The following is a 23,293-nucleotide window of genomic DNA, read 5'->3' on the forward strand; positions in this document are numbered from 1 at the left end:
GGGGACAAGCATGCTGGAGCAGCAATACGAGGTCTAGTTGAGCACGATCAATGATAAGGAATTCAATCCGTTAAGAACGGAGATTTCCAACTAGGTAGGCCAATGTCTTGGGTGGGTGAAAGCAGATTACGGCTAAGTGAAGAGAGGGGCAGTCAGGAGCGATTTACGTGTTTCTAGTGGATCGCGCCCTAGATGCCCGGAGGCCTGAACTTAAGAGCCGCATGCAATGACAGAAAAATTTCTTAATTTACCATTCTGAAGTATGGAGCTCGATACGCATTCTCCATGCCAGAGTTCCGGCAAAAGCCCATATCCATGTTGCTTGTTCCGTCAATTTGGCCGTAGGAAATGAACGATGCCCCATTAACTCCATCTGCATTAGCAGAAAAGGTAATGTCCCCCATCGCCAAGACTTGTCCATTGTAGACGCTCAGAGAGGAGGCGACCTTGAAACCTCCGAGGGTCATCAGCGAAGCACCGCCACCTTCTGTGCAATCATCATCACGGCCAATCTGTAAGCCTTGAGGGGAGTTTAAGGATGTTGCTCCCTCATGAGTTGTTGCGATCACCACATCTTCCAAGACAACACCATTAGAAAACTTGATCTCGCAATCGGAAATGAAAACAAATTCACTGTAGAGACCAGCGTCCATGGTGATAGAGCCAGAACCACCACAAATCATACGATTCACTGCATTTTGTTTGAAGTGATAAGAGTTCAGTGAGTTGGTGTTTCCCTTCGGTTCTGGTTCCCCTGGCGGGAGACCGGGGAATTCTCTTAGATCGATGTCGTAGTAATAGCTAGGGCTGACATACGGCGGCAGATGCTCAGCTTCTGCCGTCCAGAAGCTATCGATGATATCAGGCAATTGATTGAGCAACCGCAGACGGTACTTTCCGTTCCGAAGAGCAGTTTGCAGGCCGTCGTTCTTTTCGAAACCAGATCTTGGGATGTCGAGGTCATCGATGTTCGGCATCGATACAACAGTTCCTGGTTCAAAATAGTTGTTCTGATTCATGCTGACGTATTCATTTGAATGAATGCAAAAGCCATTTGAGAAATTGTTGTTTGATTGGACATCCACTACGCCCTCGGCAACGAAACCTTCGGTAAAGCAGCCTGGATAATATGTAGAATAAACTGACTCGACTCTGACATCGAATGTATCGCGGCCGACTAGGCGGAGTAGAAAGTTGCGCGAGGCATTATCCCGGGCCTCCTCCATCATTGCGTGAACTTGCACCGCAGACCTAGAATTTGGATCTAGAACGAAGCTCTGTTCCGCAAAATCCCATTTCCCAAAACTCACATCAGTAGCCAATAGAGCATTATAACCGAACTGGTTTGGAGGCAGCATAGATGCTACGGTTTCAGTTGCCCTCGCGATGGATTCGTCTGGACTGTGTTTTTCTCGGCTGTAAAGTGCAGCGTGAGCCGCACTATCGGCAGCCACTTGTAGTTGTGTCCGTTCAGAGATTACTTTGTTAATATCGACGGCAAGCCCACCAAGAATGAGACATATCAAGAGCAGGAAGAGGGAAAGAAGCGTAATGGCTCCATCTTCTTTATGAACCCACTTGAGATGAGCTTTTATAGGCACAGCCTCAAAACTCCACGATATGTTGAGCGCTGACAAGAATTTGCACGCTGTCAAACGTGCTCCTGGCTAAATTCAACGGCATCAATTTTCCAGCGGAAGCTGTGAGGTCCGTCTTTACGAAGCCCCCTGAGATCGTAGTTGCAACGTTTATATCGGCATCGAGATGTGCAACCTGTCCGATAATGTAATCCTGAACGGCTATACTATCGGGAAGACGACCTAGGGAAAAGGCGCGGTTGCCATCATGTACAATCCGCGTCAACTGCGACTCATAGAAAAATACCATCGAGACGTTCATGATTATCGCTAGTACAAAAACGAAAATCGGCAGCCAGATCACTGATTCAATCGTAGCAGAGCCCTGATCATCCTTACAGAATCCGGTTACACGACGTGAAACGCTCGCTTGATCGGCTCTGATTGTATCCCAAGATCGCTGCATAGTGTGGCCCTTAGAGGAAGGAAACTCCTCCCGTGAAGTAAATTGCTGCCCTAAGAATCTGACTTAAATACGTTCTCGCGACGGCATTTTTTCGTTACTTTCTGTAATCGATCCGCGGCGATATGCGATTGTCCTTCAATCCCATCGCGCTCCGCGCAAGCACGGTCCCTTGTCGCCGCAAGATCTTCAGCATGTATGGGCGCGGCATGACGACCCGTGATGCCCAACGGCAAATCGAGGAGGTCTACAGTTTTGAGGCATCTCCCAGCTTGATATCGGCGTGCACCGAGGCCGTGATGGACAGCATGGTCTTTTCCGATTGCTCAGGTCCCGCGGATAGCCGCCAAGTTCCTTTTTTATCATTCCACTCGCAGTCTTGAGCAGATCATGCTCAATCGGGAAACTCGCGGATGTCGCACTGCAGAGCTTCACGCTGACGCTCCAATTCTTCAAGCTCTGGGTGAAGGGCGCTCTTCTTGCGTTTCATCATGGCAGGAGCCTCCGGGCCAAGGCTCTGTGTTTTCCAAGCATAGAGCGTCGGCCGACTAACTCCGAACCTTTCGGCCAGGGCCTGGGCATTTTCTTGACGGCTATATAGCCCGACCACAGCAGCCTGCTTCACGGCGTCAGTGTGGTTGCCAGGGCCATATGCCGCGTTGGAAGCCGGCTTCATGTCAGGAAAGGCCTCGCGCACCCAATCCGTCATGTGGCCCGGCCAGGATAGCCTAAAGCACGCAGCGTCCATGAGATGCAGCGGCCATGGGTTGCATAATGTTCTAACGCAACCTGCTTCTGTGCCGTCGAGAACTTAGGCGGGCGCGGTACCGATTTTAAACGCAAGTCCTGCAGGCGTTCGTATTCTCGATGCCACCCTTTCAGGGCGTTCTTCGTTGGATACCCCAACTCACGTATTGTGTCCTGCACACGCTTACCGAACTTGAGATAAAGCTTAACCGCGCGCAGTCGTTCTTCGTAGCTGTACATGGACTATCTCCAAGATAGTCCCAACTTTTCGTCCGCACCCCCTTAGATGAAAAGTGAAGGTGTCCGAACAACCAGAACCTTGCGAAAACTGTATTTAACAAGAGCCCCTACATGCGCGAAAGCCCGCGCCAGTCTGGACGGGGGACGCGAGCTTTCTGAGAAAACCGAACAGAGAATCGGCATTCCCCAGAAAAGTATGTTTTACAGGTCAACCAAAGGCAACTGGGCCGCGCTTGAAGACCGAAATCAGCCCGAACCCCGTGGAATTTTGCCGAACTGTCTTTTCATGCTAGATGCCGTCCAAGGGGAGCTAGCATGCGCCGAAAAGAAGATGACATACACGAAGAGTGCGAGAAAATTAGGCATCGTAGGTTTTTGATTTGGGGCGTGGTACCGTCTATGGTTTTCCTATGGGGCTTCGCTCTATGGGTCGCGCTGGAGCATTTCTTCAGCGCCTACTAGGTCAGATAAGAAGATGGTTCCGCAGAGAGGTGTGAGCCTAGCCGGAGCCAATCCCTCGGTATGTTGGATCGCGATCTAGCCCTCCCGCTTCTAAGAACGATTAAGGGGAGAAAGACCTTAGATGGACCCAGAGTTTTCAAAATCCGGTGCTACGTGGGGATATATCCTGTCCGCCCAAGGTAGGCCGTCCGTCAAACGGCAGCGACAAGACATTTCGCTGCATGGGGTAATTGAACAGGTTTGGTGTGACCAGTTTGAGGGGCAAACTACGCGTCCTCGAAAGCATCTCATCCAACGAGAGCAACTGCTGCTGGCGGTAAATCAAGGGGATAAGGTCGTTGTGACGGCACCAGAATGCCTGGGATTGTCAGAACGTGACGTGAACTGGTTCTTGACAGAACTCGCCACTCGCGGCGTGCTTCTGTTAGTCCATTCCGGAACCATTGTTGTTGATCCGGGTGGATCGACAAGAGACCTAGCTGCTGTAGTTGGCCGATTTCACAGCAAACTGCGACTATGACACTGGAGCGCGGAGAGACCGCTCGACAGAAATTTTGACCAGCTTGACATCATTATCAGGTAAAATGGCGGCCGAGCATTCTGTGATGAAGGCGCCTAAGGTGGACCGCTTCACCGTCAAACCGCAACCCTTTTGCTCTCAGCTGGTCCATCGACGATCATCATTGCGCAGCCTCGCGAGCAGCGCTCAACGCGGCTGTTGATACCATAGAGGCGGCGGATCATCGCGGGTGTGAGTATTTCTAGCGTCGGACCGGTGGCGAGGATGCTGCCCTCGCCCAAAGCGATGGTGGTCGTGCTGCACCGCATCACCTGATTTAGGTCATGCAAAGCGAGGATCATCACAGCTCCGCTTTCAGCGGCATAGGATTGCAACGCCTCCAATACCTCGTATTGCCGGTAAAGGTCGAGCGCGGAGGTGGGCTCGTCCATCAGAATAACCCGGGGCCGCGTCACCAGCGTCTGTGCGATCGACACGACCTGACGTTGCCCGCCGGACAGTTCCGGCAACTGCCGCTCAGCAAGTGCGGTGATGCCCAATCTGGCCAATACGTCGTTCACGGCCGTCAACTCGGAAGCTGAAAGTCGCCAGCCGCCCCCACCCTGCTTCAGCGCGAGTATGATGGATTCGTAGACCGTCAGCGCTGCATTCATCCCCGTATCCTGAGGCATGTAGCGCAAGTCCTCCGCGGCTGCACCGCTGAGACGCACAGTCCCTGCCCCCGCATCTGACCTGCGATGCGCCGAAACAGCGTGGACTTACCAGCCGCATTGGCTCCCACAAGAGCGGTCAAGCTGCCTCCTCGAATAAGCGGTGTTGTTGCCTTGCTGAGGACCTCATGCCGACCATAGCGCGCACCGAGGTTTTCAAGTTGCAGCGTCACCATGCTTTACGCCCCTTGGTCAGAATAAGAGCGGCAAAGAAGGGAACGCCCACCAATGCCGTGATAATGCCAATGGGCAGGACAGCGCCGGGCAGCAAGGCCTTCGAGAGCACAGATGTGGCCGAAAGGATCAGCGCGCCAGCTAACATCGCTCCAGGCAGGAAGAACCGTTGATCTTCACCCAAGAGAAGCCGTGCCACATGTGGACCGACAATGCCGATGAAACCTATCGTGCCGACGAAGGAAACCGGCACGGCCGCCAAGAGCGATACGAGAAACAAAGCTTCCAGTCTCAGCCGACGCACCGGCACGCCCATTGCCGCCGCGCGCGCTTCACCCAGTCGAATGGCGGTCAGGGCCCATGCCCGGCGAGCAAAGAGCGGCACACAGAGCGCGAGGACCACCGCCGTCACCGCCACCTTGCCCCAAGTGGCTTTGGTGAGGCTGCCCATGGTCCAGAAGACCACGGCAGATAGAGCCTGCTCCGAGGCAAAATATTGCAACAACGCCAAGGCCGCGTTGAAGCTGAAGACCAATGCGATGCCTAGAAGGATAATGGTTTCGACCGTCACGCCCCGTAGAGTGGACAGTCCAAAGATCAGCAGAGCGGCTGCCATCGCCATCAGAAAAGCATTGATCGGCACCATCAGGGAGATCGCCGCCGGAAAGAGTGCGACCCCCAACACCATCGCCAACGCCGCGCCAAAACTGGCTGCTGCCGAAAGGCCGAGCGTGAAGGGACTGGCCAAAGGGTTCGCCAGGATGGTCTGCATCTGCGCCCCGGCAAGCGACAGGCTTGCCCCGACCGTCACCGCGAGCATGGCCATCGGCATCCGAATGTCCCAAACGACGACCCGCATCTGCACATCCGCATCGGTTGGAGAGACGAGGGTCCGCAGCACATCTGCCACCGAATAACGCGCCGGTCCCAGTGATAAGTCCTGAAGTGCGTTCTGAAGCACTTCAGGCCAGCAATTTTTTGTGAGCTATCGCGGAACCGTTTAAAGCCGGAGCCTTTTCAAGAAAGATCTGTGCGGCAGCTTGTATTGGTATGTGCCGACACAACTCATAGCCTGAAAGCTACTCCGAACCAACAAAGGAAGAATATTTAGTGTCCTATGGCGGCATGACCGCGCGCGAGGGCGCTCCACGGAAAGGTCGCTCTGGAAGAGCCAGACCATACGAGGACTGGCTGCACTGGGATCCCTCTCGGGGAACGTCCGCAGTCAAAAAAGGCGACCCGAAGGCCGCCTTTCCCGAGCCCCCTCATAGGGGACAATAACATAGGAGGCCGGTCGAAACCGGGTCAGCCCTAACCCCTCAAGGGGAAACATGAAGGAAATCGCCTCGGTTCGCTGCGGGGCTGGGCGCAACCACCAAGAGCCATCCTCCCTCTAGCAATCTTATGGGGCTCTTTCCTTTCAAAACACAATAAAAAAAGCAATCTGGAGGGCACGACAAACGTCGTGACGCGATACGTCACATTACTCCAAGCTCCCGCAGGAGGTCATCGTCCAATTTCGGCACGGTCAGCGGCGGAGGGGGCGCGATAAATTTTCGGACATGCGACTTTGACACCCGGGACTGATCCTGATCCATAGTTGTCCAGTCCAGGAAGTCCAAAAGACCACCTTGGCGCGTGTCCTGACTTAGGCGCGCGGCGGCATCGTGCATACTACCTGAGACCAACGCAGTAATAGCATATGGTAGAGCAGGCGTAAGCTGCTTGACACCCGAGCAGTTTGCTCCCCAGACGTTCAAAACGGTGAGCGTATCCATCGTCAGATAAGCTTGCCCGGTGAGAAGCGTGTGGGAATATTCGTCGGCCATCCGCATCAATGTATCACCTACATAACAAAGAAGTTCGGGTCCGTGGCGCTTTTGAAAATTCGAGAGCGCGTCTCTGAGACGTTCCGGCAGGTCACCAATTTCGACCCGTCGAAACGCTTCTTCATCCCATACAACAACAGCGTCAAAGACAAATTTGCTGAGGTGATAGGGCTCATCGGTGAACACGAAAGAGATGGCTCGGACTTCGGCGCTGGAGCCCTCCCATTGGGCACAAAGAGCAGTCAACTGACTTTGCCAATGCTCCTCAGGTGAAAATTCTGTTTCCATCGAGGGCACAGGGTCGGAACGATACCCCATCCATTGTTGCCCCTTCTGGGCTTTTTCAATCATGTCTTTGGTGTGGTTCAGAGGAGATTTGGTCATGGTTTACCTTTTTTGATTTTTGAATTTGCGGGACGTAAAGCGGAGGCACGTCGCCGAGCAGAGATTTCAGGGGGAGTAGGGTTCTGTTTCGCGGCGCCGGAAGCTCTTCTGTGCTCTACCCGGCGCCTCGCATTCAGGCAGACCAGCTGCAGATGAGAGGGCCGTTTTCGACGATATCCTTGGCAAGGAACGTGACAACCGCAGGGTAGTAGCGCAGCAAGTCCTTCCATTCCGCATCCCGTGCATCCAAATCGTAAAATTTCTCAGGGATGTCGGACACGGCATCGGCGGTGGTGAGCCCCAAGGCCGCGAACTCCTTTTTGAGCATGGTCGCAACCACTGCTAACGTGCCGAGAGAGACATAGAAGTCGCTATAGGTCTCATAGACATTCCCGCCAGAGCCTTCCGCAAGCGCCTCAAAGAGATCGTCGTGGTTGCGCAGGTAGAACAGCTCCTCCCCATCCCGATAAAAGCCAATATCCAGCCCCATCTGTGTATCCTTTCCAATGTGATGGTTTCAGTTGAACGGCACGTGCAGTGCCTAAAAATGAACTGGGAACCTTTTTCTGAGGCCGATAATCAAATCGTGCATTTTGATGAAAAAAGTTTTTCCGCGAACAGAAGGAGGGGCGGGTTATCAAGAGCGCCCTGCCCCTCCCAGTTGAATTGGCCGTAACGGCGTCGGACTTGAGCGGGGCAAAGGCAGCAAAGAAGCCCCGCCCGGCTCACGCCGAGATCACCCCCTTCCAGCTTCGCGATACAGCGGTCCATCGCTTGGATCGCACCACTTTCGGCAAAGTCGCTGCGGTAGGTTTCCTGCATATAGCGGTCTTCATGCCCCAGCATATGTTGGGCTGCCCACCGTGCACCGGGCCGTTCGCGTCGCATCAGATCGGTCAAAAGTGTCCGAACCAGATGCCCGTGGATTTTGAAGTCGTCTTTAAGCCGGAGGTTAATGAACCCCTCATTGACCACGGCGTCGGCAAGGGTCAGCAAATTAGCACCCTGCAACTCCGACACACGCCGCTCAATCATCCAGGCAGGCCGATCCCCTAAAATATGGGCGTCGATCAGTTTTGAGGTTCCCGGCCAAAGCGCATCAATCTCTTTTTGGCGGCCGGTCTTCGACGTCCGGATTGCGTGATGCCAGTCACCCTGCGCATCGCGGATCAAATCCACACCGATGTCGAAATGCCGCAGATCGCCTTGCCGATCCCCGGTGTTGACGAGCAATGCATATGACACCGCCTTCTGCCGCAGACGCTGGGCCGAAGTGGTGTGACCCGGCAGTTTTTCCGCCTCCTGCGCGGCAGCCATTGCAGCATGCAGAAGATCGCTCATGGTGAAGTGCTTGCGAAACGCGCGCAGCTTCGTCCATTTGCCCGGATCACTTTCCGTCGCTTCTTCCGTCAACGCCCCCGCAAGGTTTGCCAAAGCGGCCAGACTGGCCTCATCAAAAAGACCCGCGCGCATAAAAAACATGCGCAGCCGTTCGCAATAATCTGCAGCGGTTCCGAAGGAGACCCCGCGCTGTGTGATCAGATACCGAAAAAACGCTTCAAAAAGGTCCGCCGAAGGGGTGGGTGCGATCTCCACTCCCTGTGCTGCCGCCCATTCGCGGCTTTTTGCGAGAAGACCCACTGCACTGATCACAGCGACTTGTGTTTTAGCTGCCAAGCGCGGCAGACGGTTGCCGTACGGCCGGACAGTCCTGCCCAAGTTTGGCACAGCTGCCGCCCAAGCTTTCGGCCAATCCTCCGGTGCCAAACCAACGCGCCGACTATCTCTCGGCCGCGCCGGTTTGGCATTATAACGCGCGTTGAGCCAAGCGTCCCACCGCTGTGTGACCGGCGCCGCCGGGCTTAACGGCACGGCGGGCGCAAAAAGACGCAAACCCTTCAGCAACGTTCGCAGTCGGCTACGCGATGTGGCAACAGCCGCATAGATCTCTTCAGTTACGAGATCAGGAGGTAGCTTGGCCTGGGCCAGCCGATTGTAAAAATCCTCAATCGCAGCAGGCATGCCGCGTTCAAGGGTCTGCCCTGCCCGTAGTTGCGCTTGCATGCGCGTCACTACGTCGGCAGGAATATGAGGTCCGCGTTTTGCAAGGTTTGCCGCGCGTTCTTCGGCTGACATTGGCATGTTCAGGTTCTCCTAAGAAAAATCGCAAGCGTGGGATCGATGGTTTCCATAACTCCGGCGAACAGTTTGGCAGCCGCAGCACCTTCCCCGCGGGCATAGAACTTCTCGACAGTAGCAATGCTGTCTCCAAGGAACGCCGCGACCGTGGCGTAGTCCCCCGGATTGACGGCCAGCCAAAGCGTCGCCGCGACATGACGCATCATATGCGGCCGCAACCCTGGCACACCGATCCGGTTCACACAGCGGTTCCAGATGCGGTTGAAGCTCTGACGACTCAGCACACCATTGGGCCCGGGAAACAAAAAGATATTCGCCTCAGCGTCGATCTCCTTGATTGCACACCAGCGCGGCAGACCTTCATCGAGCCAAGCGACAATGACCTGCCATTGCCGTTCGGGGATTTCTCCTTCGATGGGACGGCGGTTCTTTACCCGAGACCGGTGGATATCAAGCCAAGGGCGGCTTTCGCGCAGCGGTCGGATGAGTTCAGGGTCGGGCCCGCCAATGATCATACCGTTAAGGTTCCGGCTGCGTACGGACCGCGCCAATTGCAAAGCCATCATCGTAGCACCCATCGATAGATGCAGCGCCTCGCTCTTTGAATGCGCCCCCAGGTCATCCCAGGTGGCGAAGGCAGCTTCGGCCTCGGCTTTTAGCAGACGGGGTCCCGAAACAATGGCCTTGGCAATTGCCGGGTTGCGCTCAACGAGCTTAATGAAGGCTTCGCGTTCCGCGGACATCTCACGGGTCTGATAGCTATCCACGTGATCAAAACGCGCATCTTCCAAAGCCCAGATAACGTCTTGATCCAAGTCATTGCGCCGCGCCAGGGTCTCAAGTGCGGACAAGATGGATGCACCGCTTGAGGTCTGCGCCGGGTTCAAAAGGACGGGTGAGGCTTCAGCCCGCGCGATATAGCGCATCGTCGCCTGTTCGACGGCCTCACTTGTTACCAGCGCTTCAATGCTGTCGATGCGGTAGGCCGCCCTACGGTCTTCAAACGCGTGCCGCACAAGCCAGCTCAACGCATTCAAATGACGCGCCCGGGCAGCTTCGGGGTTGCGAATGGGGCGCGTTCGGCGCGTGCGGTCACGCCCATTCAGGGGATCAGCGCCAAGCTTATCGCCAAAGCGATCTTTCTTTTTGCGGGCATCATTGCGGACCGCCACTTTGAGGGCCCGGTCCCGCGACGCTATAAATTTGGCGCTGAATTGAGACCAATCCAGCGGACGATCTCGCAGGCGCGGCAGGTCTCCGATGGGTGCGAGGGGCACCAGATCCTGAATGGCCGGATGCCGGTTGCGCTCGCCGATGAGCTTGTTGAAGGCTAAGATTGATCGGCGCAAAGTGGCTGCTTTGTCAGAGCGGCAATGTTCCAGCGCTTGCGCTGCTGCCTGCGTATTTAGCTCTGCGGGATGGGTCTCTCTGCAGCGTGCACGCAAATTGGCAATGGAGAGAGAGAACATGTTTGGCAGCAAAAGAGCGCCGTGTTGGTCTCGGGTGTTTTCCACTTCCGCGGCATAGGTCTGAAGGCGCGCCCATGCCGCATCCTCAGACATAGAGACCACCGGCGTTGCAATATGCGCCTGCGCCCGCCGGATCGCATTGGCAACCTTCTTGACCCAAGCTTCAAAAGCTTCTTGCCGCGCGCCAGGTGTGTCGCCGCGAAACTCGCCAACCCAGACGATCCCGCGGCTAAATAAGAACCAAGCGCTTTCATCGGCAGGGATATGCGACAGGGGCTTGCCTGTAAGCTTTGTCACGCGTCTTAGAGCAGCGCTGTAGACCGCCGCAGAGGCTGCTGAGTAAAGCGCGGGCAGCAGCAGATCTACATCTTTCAAAGAGACGAGCTGGATGGGGGTGTGTCGTGTCATCGTTCATTACCTTCTGGGAGTGTTCATTTGAAATTAAGAGCGTTCATCTGCAGCAAGATGAACCAAACGGGGGTACACTTTGGGCCATAAAGCTCACCCCCGTCTCGTTCATCGCTCGGATTTACTATTATTTTCCGTGCATTACGGTTCACGAACCGTGCTTTGTGCCACACCTCGATTTGGGCAGGCACAAAGCGGTAGGCGCTGCCAATGCGCCGGCAGGGCAAGTCTCCGCGCCGCGCCGCACTCAGAATGTACGACGGCTTTACAGAGCAAAGCCCGGCCGCTTGATGCTCTGTCAGTAAGTTATTTTGATACGCCGCGCGCATGCCCTCAGGCGGCGCGCCGCCTTCGAACGCAAACACAGCATCCCAGGTGTAGCGCCGCTTCGTGCCATCGCTCACAACGCATAGCTTGCCGAGTTTTTCTTGCCGCCAAAAGAACGCGTCGCTCCCTTTCTGCCAGCGCCGGATCAGGAACGGACGTTCCAGCAAAACTGGCACGTCATTGGAAATTGGGGTGGGTAGTTTTTCTGTCATTTTCACTCCATCGGTTTGGGGGTGAAAAGGACAGAGGGAAAATGAACGCAGTTTCAAAACGGCTGTACGGTTTTTCTTAATCTTTTTGCGTTTGAGAGGACGCCAAGAAAAGCCCGGCTCTGCTAAAATCTCCGAGCCCCCGCCATGGAAACGCGAAAGAGCTTTTTGACATCGCCAAGTTGTTTCTCAGGTGCCCCGCACCTCCTAGTCTGACAAATGAAAGGAAAAGAAATGACCGCACCAAATCCAACTCCCTATCAGATCGCAAACGCGTTCGCAGGGCTCAGAGGCCTCATTGTGGAACCGGATATCGAAATTCTCACCCGTAAGCCTAACGGCACCGTCGATCTGCGTATAGTCGGTGACGACGGCTCCTACCTAGCCGCAAGCACATGCCCGGAGAGTAAGTCTGTTTAAAGCAAAACCGCATTCAATAAAGTTTACTGGCTGCTGGGTCAGCGATTTCTCAGTGGCGCTTTGGAGTTCATTTATACGCTATCGGAATTGTCGCTGCCGGAACTTCTGGCATGAACAGACCGCGCCTCTTAATATGCTATGGCGTGCCAGTCCAACCAGTTCGGCTTGGAGATCGGCGACGATTTATACATGCGCCATAAAAGCCTGATGCGACCAGACGCTTTAAAGGGGCCTAGAGCTATGCTGTGCGCAGATCGTCAAAACCGACAGTGGTGCTCGAACAGCACCGATGCAGCGCGAACGCCTGTCCATCCCGTCAACTGTAGACTGTCGCGCTGAGAACGTGGGATTCAGTGATCGTCAGCGGCCACATGAATTGTCTGTCAATTTCCTGGTAACACTTTTGTGATCAAGGCGCTTTGGAAGCCGGGAGTTTCTAGAATGCCCCTTTGTAACACATTAATATTAAATGAATAAAAATGCAAATAGGAGGTTTGCGAAATGGTTTGAATCCACCCATTTTCAAATTTCAGCAATATGTCTAAGCAGAGGGTGTGTTTCGAAGCACCTGAGACAAACCGCGAATTGCGGTCACAACCTCTTCGGTCGTTTCGAGGCAAGAGTGTAACGGAAAAAGGAGCAGCAACAGACAGAAGAAAACCCTCCGAAACCGAGGCTTCAAAGGGCTTTCAAGTTCTCTAGCACAGGCTTGTTACCCGGTTTGCGTCTTTGTTTCAACACCGTTTTGCGGTGCTGGCACCTCTTTGTCTACTGATATCTCAGATGTAAAAAACCCTAAAACCAATCCTGGCACAAAGCTCTTGGAGACCTCTGCGCGAACCTATTGGGAACACGCCGATAGATTGCTGCCTTTCTTTCCGCGTTCATACCCATGTTGCTTTGTAACGCATTCTGGAATCGGAATGCAGGCGGTCGGCCGATTGCTTCACCCTCAAACGAGACCTGCATTGCCATCACGGCGGCGCGGGCCCTTTCACCACACCAAGGATAGCTCATGTCTAACTGTTACAAAAATCGAACAACCGTCACGGAGAGGAAAAAACCTCTTGGGACCCAACATACTGCTGCAGTTCCCAGCCTCTGACCCTCGTTTGCCCTCAACTTACAACCCAGGAAGAAACGCAATGAACACTCACGACCAAACCGCCGAGGACCGCTTCGAAGCGAACGCCGAAATGTATCCACTCTTGGAGAACTTTGGTTATGATGTTGAGGGGCTAGCAGAACTACTTCGGGATGAACCGATCTCCGAGGCGTGGGAAATGTTCGGCAGCTTTCATGGCGTCAATCGTTCCGCCCGTTCTGGAGAGTATGGCGTTTTCGAAATCAGCGACGCTGACGATGACCACGTCATTTCCTTCCTGCTACCTTTCGACGAACAGGGTGAACTCACTGGCCCGGGGCGCATCGCCTTGGAAAATCGTCACAGCGTGATCGAAGCCTACGAGCTCGACATTAAGCTTAGCCGAGAGATCTGGGCTGATGTTTCCGACGAGATCCAAGAAGCCTTGCCAGAGCTGAGCAGCATCCAAGAGGACTGCTCCGAAGAATGCCGCCCCGATCACAGGCTTTGGGTGGAGAAGCTCGCCAAGAGTCAAACTGACGTTTGATCGGATTAACGCGGCACGCCAAGCTCAAGCGGACGAGGCGTGCCGCAACTCGACCGTCTGACCCGGATCGACAAGGACAAGAACCCCGTGAAAGCTCGGATTTGACGGCTCCCAATTTAGGCGCGCAAAAAGAGTTCGTCGGGGGCCGCCGGCCCCGGCCTCAGTCTGCTCTTACTTCACTGCGGAAAACGCACAAGTTGTCGGGGTTTTGCCACTTTACGCAAAAAGGTCCGCAAACATTTCGCCAATAAATGTTTGGGGGCCAATGTGCGCCTGTCGCGAGAAGTTCCAGCATGTCGTGGTTTCGATCATTTGACTGTGCGGCCCTATCATAAGCGTGCCTTTTTTTGTGGCGCCAAACGTCTGTTCTGTCCAGTCCACCGCATCTTCCGGCGCTATTCGTACGCTCCCAAAGACGTTGCGCGTTGGGAGCCCCTCTACGATCCAGCGCTCAACCGTGCGTTCGCTGACCTGCCATTTTGTGGCGAGTGCCTTTTTGCTCTTCAACGGTCTCTTATAGAGTTTGGAACGCGCTCCGCGCGGCGCAGGTCCCCCCAGGCATCGGTCCAGCAACACCGCCAGCTACCGCTCAGGCGAACGCCCTCCAGCGCTCCGTTTTTCAGGCAGGTACGGACCGTGCGGGGAGACAGGCTATAATGCGCGGCAACCTCTGCAACGGTCAGGTTATAGTCGTTATCATCTTCCATGTGCAGAAGATTGTTCCCCTGACCACGCAGCCAAAATTTTCATATTTTAAGTTTTGACCGTCCGTGGTTCGAGGCGAAGGTCCCTCAATGCCGCACCGTTTGTCAGCGCGAGACATTTTATCAGATCGCAGGTCCACGGCCCTATGGGGGCCGCTCCCCTGTTTCACTGCCATAAAATAGGCTCCGAGAATTTTCATAGATGAGAACCGCATCGGGGCGGGCAAGCTTTACATGGGCGCGCTATCAACCCTCAATCTTTGAGAACCAGCACTATCTCCAGCCTCAAGATCCAGCTGCAACCGGCATCCCCAGACTCAAAATGCCGGAGCCTGAGGGCAACTGCCCGCTGTTCATCCAGTTCCGGCAAGTGACGCCTAAAGGCTTCAGAACAGCGGCCGGAAACAGGGCGGCTGCCCTGAACGTGTCCGGTATGAGCAACGCAGTGATCCCAGTTGAAGAATATCGAAGGTTTCTCGCTGCACAACAGCGGTCGCGAGATTAAGCTCCTCTGTCATAGAATGTTCCGTTTAGGATTTGTCGTGACTGCCTTTGGCTGAGCGGCGCAGGCGTGAGCTGCTTAAGGCTTGTCGCTCTTCGGAACGGGCTTCCAAAAACGGGTGTTGGTCTGTTCCCAAGAACCAATTTCTAAAAAGAAAAGTATCCTTTAGAGAGTTCCGGGACATTCCGGCGCTTTGCATCCGTCGAAAAATTTATATGGATAAGTTTATAAGTTACATACACTTACAGGAGTTTTCACGAATTTCTCTCGGTGTTTAACGCCGGCCCAGAAAGGGGTTTCAAACCGCGTTTCTGAAAATCTTCGTCGAACGCACGTCCTCGTCACACAAACGAGGAATGCACCATGAAGATTAAGTTCAACGACACTTCACCCACCACCGCTAAAGCTCTGGATCAGTTCTACACGGCCCCCAAGGTCGCCCAAGATTGCATCGATCAGGCACTCGACTACTATGCGGACCAGCCCTTCGAAACCATCATCGAACCTTCCGCCGGCACGGGCGCCTTCTCAAGGCAGCTTGGGAGCAATTGTATCGCTCTCGACCTCGATCCAAAGGCACCGGACATCCAGACCGCCGATTTTCTGACCTGGCAGCCAGAAATTCTCACGGGACGCTGCCTGGTCATTGGCAACCCACCTTTCTCTGGGGGCGCTGCCATGAAGTTCCTCAACCATGCAGCGGCGTTCGCTGATGTGGTCGCCTTCATTCTGCCTGCGACCTTTAAGAAAAAGAGCCAGCAAAACCGGGTCGCTTCGAACATGCACCTGATGTACCAGCAAGATATCCCCTCGCGCTCGTTTAGCCATGCAGGCAGGGTGGTTGACGTCCCGTGCGTCCTTCAAATCTGGGAGCGTGGCGATGTGCCTCGCCAGCGGCATAAGCTTCGCTGCCGTCATTCTCATTTTGAACGCTGCTCTCAAGCCGAGGCGGACTTGGTGATCCGCCGGATCGGCGCCCACGCCGGGACGCTCAAGCCGCTTGATGTGAATTGGAGCGCACAATCCAATATCTTTCTGCGCGCAGTTGGTTGCAACCGAGCAGAACTCTTGCGCCGTTTCCAGAACCTCGACCTAACCGGCGCTGCCGCTAACGGAGTGGGCGGGGGTTCGATCAATATGTCAGAAATTGTCGAACTCTATGAAGCTAGTTTAAAGGAGGAACCGGTCGCGAGTCCTTTACAGGGAATCGCAGATGACCAGATTGGCATAGGAGCCGCGAGGAAATGGCGGATGCCATTGCATGCCTCTTCAGCAGCATTTTCGCCAGCAGCTAAAACCTTCCATTTGTTCGATTCTAACGAACATGATCACCTTGTTCCTACATCCAAGGCTCAGCCCCCGCTATCCAACCCCATTCAGGAAGCTTGGATTCGGCATGTCGCTGAACTTCTGGGGCGCCCGTTTTGCGGAACACGACGCTGCAGTACGCATATTGGCGGCTTGACGACGACGGTGTACTCGGTCTTAGGTCCGCCGCAGAATTTGATAGCAAACTCAAGATGGCCTCTATTACCGATGAACTGTTCTCACCCGGCATCACCCACATCGAGGTCCGATACTGGGAGTGCGGCCATACAGTGAGCCGCAGGCCCGGCGAGGTGCCTGAGGGCATTACCCAGCACGAATTCGAGCGCCGGTCTGTCTGCAAGTGCGGCGCAGGCTGGCCGCAGGTGTCGCGGTTTCCTCGAATGAAATCGACATCGATGTGATAAGCTTACGTAAGGGAGACAACATGAAACCCAAGGTGCCCAGATTTTCATTCCAAGAACGCGCAGCTGAGAAAGCCGCTGCGCGTGCGCGCGATGAAGAACTACTTCGCTCTGGTCAGGTTTCACACGCTGATATGGCACGCGCTAACGGCGGTTTCGTCCGAGGGGCGCGTTACAAAGGCCCAGCAAAGCGTATTCAGGCACTCGCTGCGTCCCTGTCGTCAGATGACGACAGCGCCTAACTTGCCAATGGCGCGTATGTAAGGAGAAGTACACGTCATAGCAGATGACCACGACCGAGCGTGACGAGCTGGACTTGCGCGATGCTGGTCATAATCCCGAAGAAACTGCACATCGCACTGGCATGGCGCTGCCCGAAGTGCTTGCCCTGAGGTGTTGTGACGATGAAGAGGAAGGTGCCGAGTTCAATGCGCTCTGCGATGCGTGGCAGGGCGAAATGCCAAGCGAGGTCGTTATTGACAATATCTGAAGGATCACCGGCACAAGGATTGTCAATTCATCACTGCGCCAACTTGCGCCAGCCCTTCGCATTTCGTGGTGCAGCTCGTGGCCAGCTTTCTTGTGGACATGACGCTATGTCCAAACAAGCTTGAAGGTCGGCTTGGCTGGACCTTCCTGCCGTTCGCTGCTGGCGCTCCATTTGCGCTGCGATCACGAAGGTCACCCGCTCGAAGGGGCGTATTTTGTTCTCTAATCTGTCAATGCGCTTTTCCAATTGCTGTCGATGTCTGAGGTTGCCTTTGTTCTCTTCGAGCTCCAGGGCTCAGGATGGGGTTGGCTGGAGGTAGGTCGGCAAGGTTGAAACCGCAATTTGGCCGAGGCCGCTGCTACAGAATACACGCCGTGTCCTACGCCCTCCCTCGGGCATCGTTCCCGCTGGGAACCGGTGTTTGGAATCCTCGCTTTGAACTTAGCAATTTCAGGCCGCTTTGAAGTTGGTTTGGTCTCGCATGATGGCATGAAGAATGACTGCGAGACGTCTGGCCAAAGCAACGCGCGCCTTTCGCATCGTAGACCGGGCAGCGATTGCCAGCGCCCATGATTTCAGCTTGAGCGGCGCGGCATATCTGGTCAGCATGACATTTGCTGCCTCGTAAAGGAGCGTCCGAATTTTGACATCACCTCGTTTCGAGATGCTCCCAGTGTAGTCGATCTCGCCAGATTGATGTCGTTGTGGCACCAACCCGAGATAGGCCCCCACATCGCGTGATTTCTTAAATCGATGCGGAGCATCAATTGCTGCGGCAAAGGCCAATGCCGTGATCGGACCGACGCCAGGTACTGTCATCAGGCGCTGACAGACTTTGGATTTACGGGTCATCTTCTTGATATCACCATCAATCGCAGCAACGGCCGCCAGAATGGCTTCGCGTGCTGCAAACAACCCACAAAGTGCGGCATGGAGGCCGGGCACACCGTCACTCACGGCCAAGGCTGCGTCTTTGAATGCTGGCGACAAAGCACGTGGTAGGCGCACCCCAAATACGACAACCAACCCGCGGATTTGATTGTCGATAGTGACACGCTGCCCAACCAGCTTTTTGCGTGCGGGAATGAGCGAGCGGACGGCATGCGCAGACAGCGATTTGACATGGGTCGGTTTATAGAACCCGGTCCGCGCCAGATGTGCCAAGCCACGTGCGTCATTGCGATCTGTCTTGTGCCCTGCCAAGGACTTTAAAGCCTGATATGCCTGCCTGCTCTCAATGCACTGAACAGAAATGCCGAGTTCAACAAGGCCGTGATAGAGCATCGGGGCCATCCTGCCAGTCTCAAATACAACCCCTTTGCACTCCGGCCCAACGGCGAGGAAATCGCTGATTGCCTTTGGGGACGTGGCAGTCTTTCCTTCCCGGATCAAAACGCCTTCGCGATCCAAAACGCATATGTGTGTCTCTTCCATCGAGACATCCAATCCTGCAAAATATTCCATCTTTCAGCTCCTCAAAATGACGTAAGATCCTAACCTTACCGCGGTTTCAAGAGATGGGATGATGATTACGCCGTGTTGAAAAACTCTTCCTTGATCGCGGCCTGAACTGCTGATTCAATTCCTTTATTCGGGGGAGTATTGGCGATGATGGGACCACGACAGGAGGCGCAACCGGCGCTGTTCTACGAGTTCTCGCTGGAGGATCATGTTCCCCAAGGTCACCTGCTTCGATCCATTGATCGGTTCGTTGACCTGAGCAGCATCCGCGCCCACCTAGCGGATTTCTACAGCCATACCGGCCGCCCGTCGGTCGATCCCGAGCTGCTGATCCGGATGTTGCTGGTCGGATATTGCTGGTCGGCTATTGCTTCGGCATTCGCTCTGAGCGACGGCTTTGCGAAGAGGTGCATCTGAACCTCGCGTATCGCTGGTTCTGCCGCCTCGATCTGAGCGACCGGGTCCCGGATCACTCGACGTTTTCCAAGAACCGGCATGGGCGTTTTCGCGACAGCGAACTGCTGCGCCACCTGTTTGAGACGACTGTCGCGCGCTGCATCGCCGAAGGTCTGGTCAGCGGCCAGCGAATGGCGATTGACGCCAGCCTGATCGAAGCCGATGCGAACAAGCAGAACTCCACGCCGAAGGAAGACTGGGACGCAACGCACATTGATCCGGCTGATGCGCCCCGCGCCGTGCGCGAGTATCTCGACACGCTGGATAAGGCTGCATTTGGCGCGGCCAGCGAGGTGCAGCCCAAGTTCACCTCGCATTCTGATCCCGCCAGCCAATGGACGGCGGCGCGTAAGGGTCCGGCATTCTTCAGCTATTCCGATAACTACCTGATAGACACGGATCACGGTGTCATATTGGACGTTGAAGGCACCCGTTCGATCCGACAAGCCGAGGTTGGATCGACCCAGACCATGCTTACACGGGTGAAAGCCAAGTTCGGCCTGGTCCCCGACTGGATGATCGCCGACACAGCGTATGGTTCAGGCCCCATGCTCGGCTGGCTCGTGGAACGCAAGATCGATCCTTACATCCCTGTGATCGACAAGGCCGGACGCCCCGATGGGACCTGGACACGCACAGATTTTGACTGGGATGCGCTGAACGACCAATACATCTGCCCCGAGGGCCACGCGCTCAAACAGTTCCGCCGGAATTACTCTGATCCAAGCCGGGGGCCGACGGGCAAGGGCACCGCGCGCTATCGCGCCTTGAAAGAAGTCTGCCAGGTCTGCCCGTCCAAGCAAAAATGCTGCCCCAACGCTGAGGCGCGCAAGATCACCCGCGAGGAGCACGAAGACGCGCGTCAGGTTGCCAGAGATTTGGCCAAAACTGAAGAATATCAGATTGCGATGAAGCTCAGAAAAAAGGTCGAAATGCTCTTTGCCCACCTCAAACGCATTCTCGGGCTGGGACGACTGCGATTACGCGGCCCATGCGGTGCAAATGACGAATTCCTCCTCGCCGCCACCGCCCAAAACCTCCGCAAACTTGCTAAGATTTTTCCTGCACCGCAGCAAACGCGCAAAGCCTGATAGGAAAGACGCTCGCGCGCTCTTCAAAGCGCAGCTTTCTGCGAAAGCAACACGCTGTTTTTCCACAGAATCGGCTCAAAGCGGACGTAGCGCTTCGAGGCTCAGAAACGCTCAACCGTGGCGTAACCGCCGAGAGGTCGACGGCTGTTGATCAAAGGCTAAGAGCCTTCTCCGCCTCGCTGTGTTCAAAGGCGTCTGAGAGAGATTTCAGATCTTCTCCACCAATACCAAATTGCCGCATGAGTGGTCTCCACCGGTTGGCGATGAGTGAGGCCATTTCTCGCGCCCGCTTGCGCGCCTGGTTCTCCGTCAGATCGAAGAACTCCGCAGCGGCCACCGCGAGTTCGAGTGACGCCTTAAATGGCCCTCCTTCTATGATCGCCGTCTCGAGATAGCGATGGCCGCCCGCTTGTGGGTTCACATCGAAGAGCGGAGAGAGCCGCCAAAGGCCGTTGTCGGCATAGATGAAGCCGTGGTTCTTCAGGTGATCATCCGTATTGGTGACAAGGACGTTGAAGGCCATTCGCGCCCAAAGCTCATGCAGATTTGCCCGCGTAGCCTTACTGATCATCCGGATCGCCTCTGCGATCTCTGTATAGGAGCCTTGCTCCGCTCCGGATCGATTAAGAGCTGTGCGCGCTGAAAAGTAAGGGACACGCCTGCCCGCCCGCCGATCGAAGCGCTTGATCAGGGCCACTGGATGGTCAGAGTTTTCCAGCACCAGTCGCGCGTCTGGCGCACGCAGACCGCATTCCCGCGCCAACTGGAGCGTCGCGACCTCAATGCGCTCTACAGGGCTCTGGTCTCCCAGAGACGAGAACTTAGCAATCCAGAGCGCGTCACCATCCTGCACAGTTGCCTTCGGTCGTGCGCCGCCAATCGAGCCGCCGGCGCCTGCGATCAGGCGCAGATCCTCGCTCGACATCTCGCATCGCTGCTCGACCCTGACCGCAATGTCCCGCAGTGCGTCAAGCTGGTTGAGGTTCGACACCGGTGTGCGATGTCCACTAATGATCCCGCCGTCTCCTTCAGTGAACCGGAGTGCACCCTGACGCGTGGCATCATCCAACAGAGTAAGCGTGTCGAATTCGCTGAGATCGGCACCGTGAACGCGCGCCATCAACAGACGCCCCCATGCATCAGGTGTCGCATCCTGAAGGACGGAAGGCAGGCTATCGCGCTGATCGCCTGTGGATGCCTTAAACACATAGGATGGCGTTAATCCGAGCGGTAGGTGAGGTTCGATCGCAAAGGCACGCGCATCGTTAAGCCAGCTTTCGAAATATTGAAATTCGGAATGATGACGGCGCGACCCTTGGGTGAACCGCAGCTTACCAACTGGCAAGAGTGCGCTTCCAAGGCAGACATGGGTGACCTTCTGCTCCGAAGTGCCCAAGGCCATCAGAAGCCTACTCCTTCATCATCGTCGTCGGCCTCATGGCGGCTATCCGGAGCTCGCGCGTCGCCGCGCTTTACATATGATATCCCCCGCTTGGGAATCGCGTCGACTGCGAGGGACAGGCCCACAGCATCCTCTTCTATTCGCAGGATCTCCGCGAGTGCATCGGGCTGCCCGAGCGCCGCAAGCACCCCGGCCAGTTTCCCGATACCCACACCAGAATCGCCCCGCTCCAGACGCTGGATCGTCTTTTCTGACACGCTTGCGCGTTCGGCGAGATCGAGCATGGCAAGACGCCGCGCGAGGCGCGCCTGTTTGATGTTACGGCCAAGGTTTACCAAAGCCCTCTGGGCACGAAGATTCGACATTGCTGGTCTTATGTGGCTTTTAAAATATAATTACTGGTCATATATGACCAATTAACCGATGAACTTCAACTAGCAAGGTTGGAGCGGGCCGATGGGCTCGGCGTATCGGTGCAAGATATGGACGAGTTCTTGCCGCTGTCGGCATCCGCACCGCCACTGCGGGTGGGGGTTTTTCAGAGATCACTAAAACTACGGCGCCGTGGACAGGGTCTAATCTCCCAGCCCGTTCTTGGCTTCGGGAAGGTCTTTATCATAGACAAGGTTCCCGTCCTCATCGAGGCCAACTCCAAGCCCAAGGCGCCGCAGTCGTTCGAAAAACGCTTCCTCATCGGGCCCAGGCTGGCCCATCTTCTCTATAAACCATTCCTCCCACACGGGGTCTGATTCATCCGGTCTTGGGTCTGTCATCCCGGTGCTCCTACTCTGCTGAACCGAGTTTATCACAAAATTGACGCTAAAACCGGCCGGCGCTAAATCCGCCCGAGTGCCGTCTTAGTTCAGTCGGTTAAAGCGCTTGATTGTGGATCAAGGGTTCGCAAAATCGAGATTAACGGATGCCGCCCCCTACTGCGACATGAGTGCGACATTGGCTGTAACGCACAGGAGAGGGTATGTTGACGTGTCATTCGATTCGGCTGAGCCGCGGGACCCAAGAGATCATAACGCGAAAGAACGCCGACCATGCGATCTGGGTAAGGAGATAAAGGATGGTGCACGTCGCATCGAAGATTCTCCGAACTGTGAACGCACCATATGGTGCGAATCTATCCGCTTGTCAGCTTGCCGCCGCAATCTCGGACATTGAGGCCGCTCAGTCTGCCATGGGGCCGGCCTTTTCCTTCTTCTCTGAAGTCTCCCCGGATCTTCAGGTATCCTTCGTGTCAGAGATGGGACTGCCCCATGACAAGGTGCGGCAGGTCGCGAAGCACTTTCAGACACTTTGCCCGTTCCCGTTGGCACTCGCTACGTAGCATCGAGTCTTCGTCACAAGCGAAAGGCCCTCTGTAAAAAACGCGTGGTTCGTTATGCTCTGTGACAGAACCGTGCTATGTGCTGTCTTGTTCAGTGTGAACCTGGGCGACGGCTCAAAGGAGGGGAAATGGCTACTTTTGACATCATCGTGTCGATCGCGTCGGTCGTTTTGGCTGGCGTGACAATCGCCTATATGGCCTACTTGGCTCGGGTGAGCGGCCGAGATCGACCCCACGATCCGGAGCGCCTGCGCCGGTTTATTGCGAATGCCCCATACCATCTCCTTGCCGAGGAAGAGCATAACCAAAGCCGATGACCAACTAAGATAGGTTGGAATGGCTGCGCTATAAAATCACCACATATATCAGCGCCGCGCCTATTAGCTTCACCGGCCACGGTGTCATTGCAGCA

The 23,293-nt window shown here is 55.3% G+C and carries 22 protein-coding genes and 1 pseudogene; 6 read left to right on the forward strand and 17 right to left on the reverse strand.

The features are described from left to right. Positions 1-242 precede the first annotated feature (242 nt). Positions 243-1,637: a pilus assembly protein TadG-related protein gene (locus tag ACFQAU_RS21375; protein WP_240791684.1), complete on the reverse strand. Its 1,395-nt coding sequence runs from the start codon at positions 1,635-1,637 to the stop codon at positions 243-245. Next, on the reverse strand, positions 1,606-2,043 hold the full coding sequence (locus ACFQAU_RS21380; protein ID WP_132446882.1) for a TadE/TadG family type IV pilus assembly protein: 438 nt from the start codon (positions 2,041-2,043) through the stop codon (positions 1,606-1,608). Before ACFQAU_RS21380 ends, ACFQAU_RS21375 begins: the two co-directional genes overlap by 32 nt. A 122-nt stretch (positions 2,044-2,165) precedes the next feature. On the opposite strand from ACFQAU_RS21380, the gene ACFQAU_RS21385 reads away from it, so the two are divergent. Beyond that, positions 2,166-2,423, forward strand: coding sequence for a transposase (locus ACFQAU_RS21385; RefSeq protein WP_276321505.1), 258 nt, complete (start codon positions 2,166-2,168; stop codon positions 2,421-2,423). A gap of 11 nt (positions 2,424-2,434) precedes the next feature. Here ACFQAU_RS21385 and ACFQAU_RS21390 read toward each other — a convergent pair whose 3' ends face one another. From ACFQAU_RS21390 to ACFQAU_RS21435, 10 genes are all read right to left on the reverse strand, one after another. Then, complete coding sequence (locus tag ACFQAU_RS21390) at positions 2,435-2,749, reverse strand: transposase (protein ID WP_165935628.1); 315 nt, start codon at positions 2,747-2,749, stop codon at positions 2,435-2,437. Continuing rightward, the gene (locus ACFQAU_RS21395; protein WP_132446886.1) at positions 2,746-3,027 is read right to left on the reverse strand and encodes a transposase; all 282 of its coding nucleotides are present in this window, start codon (positions 3,025-3,027) and stop codon (positions 2,746-2,748) included. Before ACFQAU_RS21395 ends, ACFQAU_RS21390 begins: the two co-directional genes overlap by 4 nt. Before the next feature lie 1,098 nt (positions 3,028-4,125). Beyond that, positions 4,126-4,680, reverse strand: coding sequence for an ABC transporter ATP-binding protein (locus ACFQAU_RS21400; protein WP_386285224.1), 555 nt, complete (start codon positions 4,678-4,680; stop codon positions 4,126-4,128). Then, complete coding sequence (locus ACFQAU_RS21405; RefSeq protein WP_386285228.1) at positions 4,659-4,895, reverse strand: ATP-binding cassette domain-containing protein; 237 nt, start codon at positions 4,893-4,895, stop codon at positions 4,659-4,661. The genes ACFQAU_RS21400 and ACFQAU_RS21405 overlap by 22 nt, the downstream gene beginning before the upstream one ends. Further along, positions 4,889-5,854, reverse strand: a complete 966-nt coding sequence (locus tag ACFQAU_RS21410; RefSeq protein ID WP_206054346.1) for a FecCD family ABC transporter permease — start codon at positions 5,852-5,854, stop codon at positions 4,889-4,891. Before ACFQAU_RS21410 ends, ACFQAU_RS21405 begins: the two co-directional genes overlap by 7 nt. A gap of 517 nt (positions 5,855-6,371) precedes the next feature. Then, positions 6,372-7,106 carry a hypothetical protein gene (locus ACFQAU_RS21415; RefSeq protein ID WP_132446890.1) on the reverse strand — a complete coding sequence of 245 codons (735 nt, stop codon included), beginning with the start codon at positions 7,104-7,106 and terminating at the stop codon, positions 6,372-6,374. A gap of 133 nt (positions 7,107-7,239) precedes the next feature. Then, positions 7,240-7,596, reverse strand: a complete 357-nt coding sequence (locus ACFQAU_RS21420) for a hypothetical protein (protein WP_132446892.1) — start codon at positions 7,594-7,596, stop codon at positions 7,240-7,242. An 89-nt stretch (positions 7,597-7,685) separates the two neighbouring features. Next, positions 7,686-9,242, reverse strand: coding sequence for a hypothetical protein (locus ACFQAU_RS21425; protein WP_386285234.1), 1,557 nt, complete (start codon positions 9,240-9,242; stop codon positions 7,686-7,688). An 8-nt stretch (positions 9,243-9,250) separates the two neighbouring features. Continuing rightward, positions 9,251-10,807, reverse strand: a complete 1,557-nt coding sequence (locus ACFQAU_RS21430) for a hypothetical protein (protein ID WP_386285237.1) — start codon at positions 10,805-10,807, stop codon at positions 9,251-9,253. A 338-nt stretch (positions 10,808-11,145) separates the two neighbouring features. Further along, positions 11,146-11,661: a hypothetical protein gene (locus ACFQAU_RS21435; protein ID WP_386285242.1), complete on the reverse strand. Its 516-nt coding sequence runs from the start codon at positions 11,659-11,661 to the stop codon at positions 11,146-11,148. Between the two features lie 1,562 nt (positions 11,662-13,223). Here ACFQAU_RS21435 and ACFQAU_RS21440 point away from each other — a divergent pair. Continuing rightward, complete coding sequence (locus tag ACFQAU_RS21440) at positions 13,224-13,709, forward strand: hypothetical protein (RefSeq protein WP_132446901.1); 486 nt, start codon at positions 13,224-13,226, stop codon at positions 13,707-13,709. Positions 13,710-13,925: 216 nt separating this feature from the next. On the opposite strand, the gene ACFQAU_RS21445 is transcribed toward ACFQAU_RS21440, so the two are convergent. Then, positions 13,926-14,216, reverse strand: coding sequence for a MerR family transcriptional regulator (locus tag ACFQAU_RS21445; RefSeq protein ID WP_132446903.1), 291 nt, complete (start codon positions 14,214-14,216; stop codon positions 13,926-13,928). A gap of 1,062 nt (positions 14,217-15,278) precedes the next feature. Between ACFQAU_RS21445 and ACFQAU_RS21450 the strand changes: the two genes are divergently transcribed. Beyond that, entirely contained in the window at positions 15,279-16,517 is a 1,239-nt protein-coding gene (locus ACFQAU_RS21450; protein WP_132446905.1) for a hypothetical protein, read from the forward strand. Positions 16,518-16,931: 414 nt separating this feature from the next. Next, entirely contained in the window at positions 16,932-17,135 is a 204-nt protein-coding gene (locus tag ACFQAU_RS21455) for a hypothetical protein (protein WP_132446907.1), read from the forward strand. 450 nt (positions 17,136-17,585) lie between these two features. On the opposite strand, the gene ACFQAU_RS21460 is transcribed toward ACFQAU_RS21455, so the two are convergent. After that, positions 17,586-18,599 carry an IS110 family RNA-guided transposase gene (locus tag ACFQAU_RS21460; RefSeq protein ID WP_132446909.1) on the reverse strand — a complete coding sequence of 338 codons (1,014 nt, stop codon included), beginning with the start codon at positions 18,597-18,599 and terminating at the stop codon, positions 17,586-17,588. A gap of 144 nt (positions 18,600-18,743) precedes the next feature. Here ACFQAU_RS21460 and ACFQAU_RS21465 point away from each other — a divergent pair. Further along, positions 18,744-20,143 (forward strand): annotated as a pseudogene (locus ACFQAU_RS21465) (IS1182 family transposase). A gap of 151 nt (positions 20,144-20,294) precedes the next feature. On the opposite strand, the gene ACFQAU_RS21470 reads toward ACFQAU_RS21465, so the two are convergent. The 3 genes from ACFQAU_RS21470 to ACFQAU_RS21480 form a co-directional block, all read right to left on the reverse strand. Then, complete coding sequence (locus tag ACFQAU_RS21470; protein ID WP_386285250.1) at positions 20,295-21,545, reverse strand: type II toxin-antitoxin system HipA family toxin; 1,251 nt, start codon at positions 21,543-21,545, stop codon at positions 20,295-20,297. Continuing rightward, the gene (locus ACFQAU_RS21475) at positions 21,545-21,910 is read right to left on the reverse strand and encodes a helix-turn-helix domain-containing protein (RefSeq protein WP_386285254.1); all 366 of its coding nucleotides are present in this window, start codon (positions 21,908-21,910) and stop codon (positions 21,545-21,547) included. Before ACFQAU_RS21475 ends, ACFQAU_RS21470 begins: the two co-directional genes overlap by 1 nt. A gap of 210 nt (positions 21,911-22,120) precedes the next feature. Further along, positions 22,121-22,318 carry a hypothetical protein gene (locus ACFQAU_RS21480; protein WP_132447107.1) on the reverse strand — a complete coding sequence of 66 codons (198 nt, stop codon included), beginning with the start codon at positions 22,316-22,318 and terminating at the stop codon, positions 22,121-22,123. Positions 22,319-23,009: 691 nt separating this feature from the next. Here ACFQAU_RS21480 and ACFQAU_RS21485 point away from each other — a divergent pair. After that, positions 23,010-23,198: a hypothetical protein gene (locus tag ACFQAU_RS21485; RefSeq protein ID WP_132447112.1), complete on the forward strand. Its 189-nt coding sequence runs from the start codon at positions 23,010-23,012 to the stop codon at positions 23,196-23,198. The last annotated feature ends 95 nt before the right edge of the window (positions 23,199-23,293 follow it).

The organism is Sulfitobacter profundi (genome assembly GCF_042661425.1).
Lineage (GTDB): Bacteria > Pseudomonadota > Alphaproteobacteria > Rhodobacterales > Rhodobacteraceae > Sulfitobacter > Sulfitobacter profundi.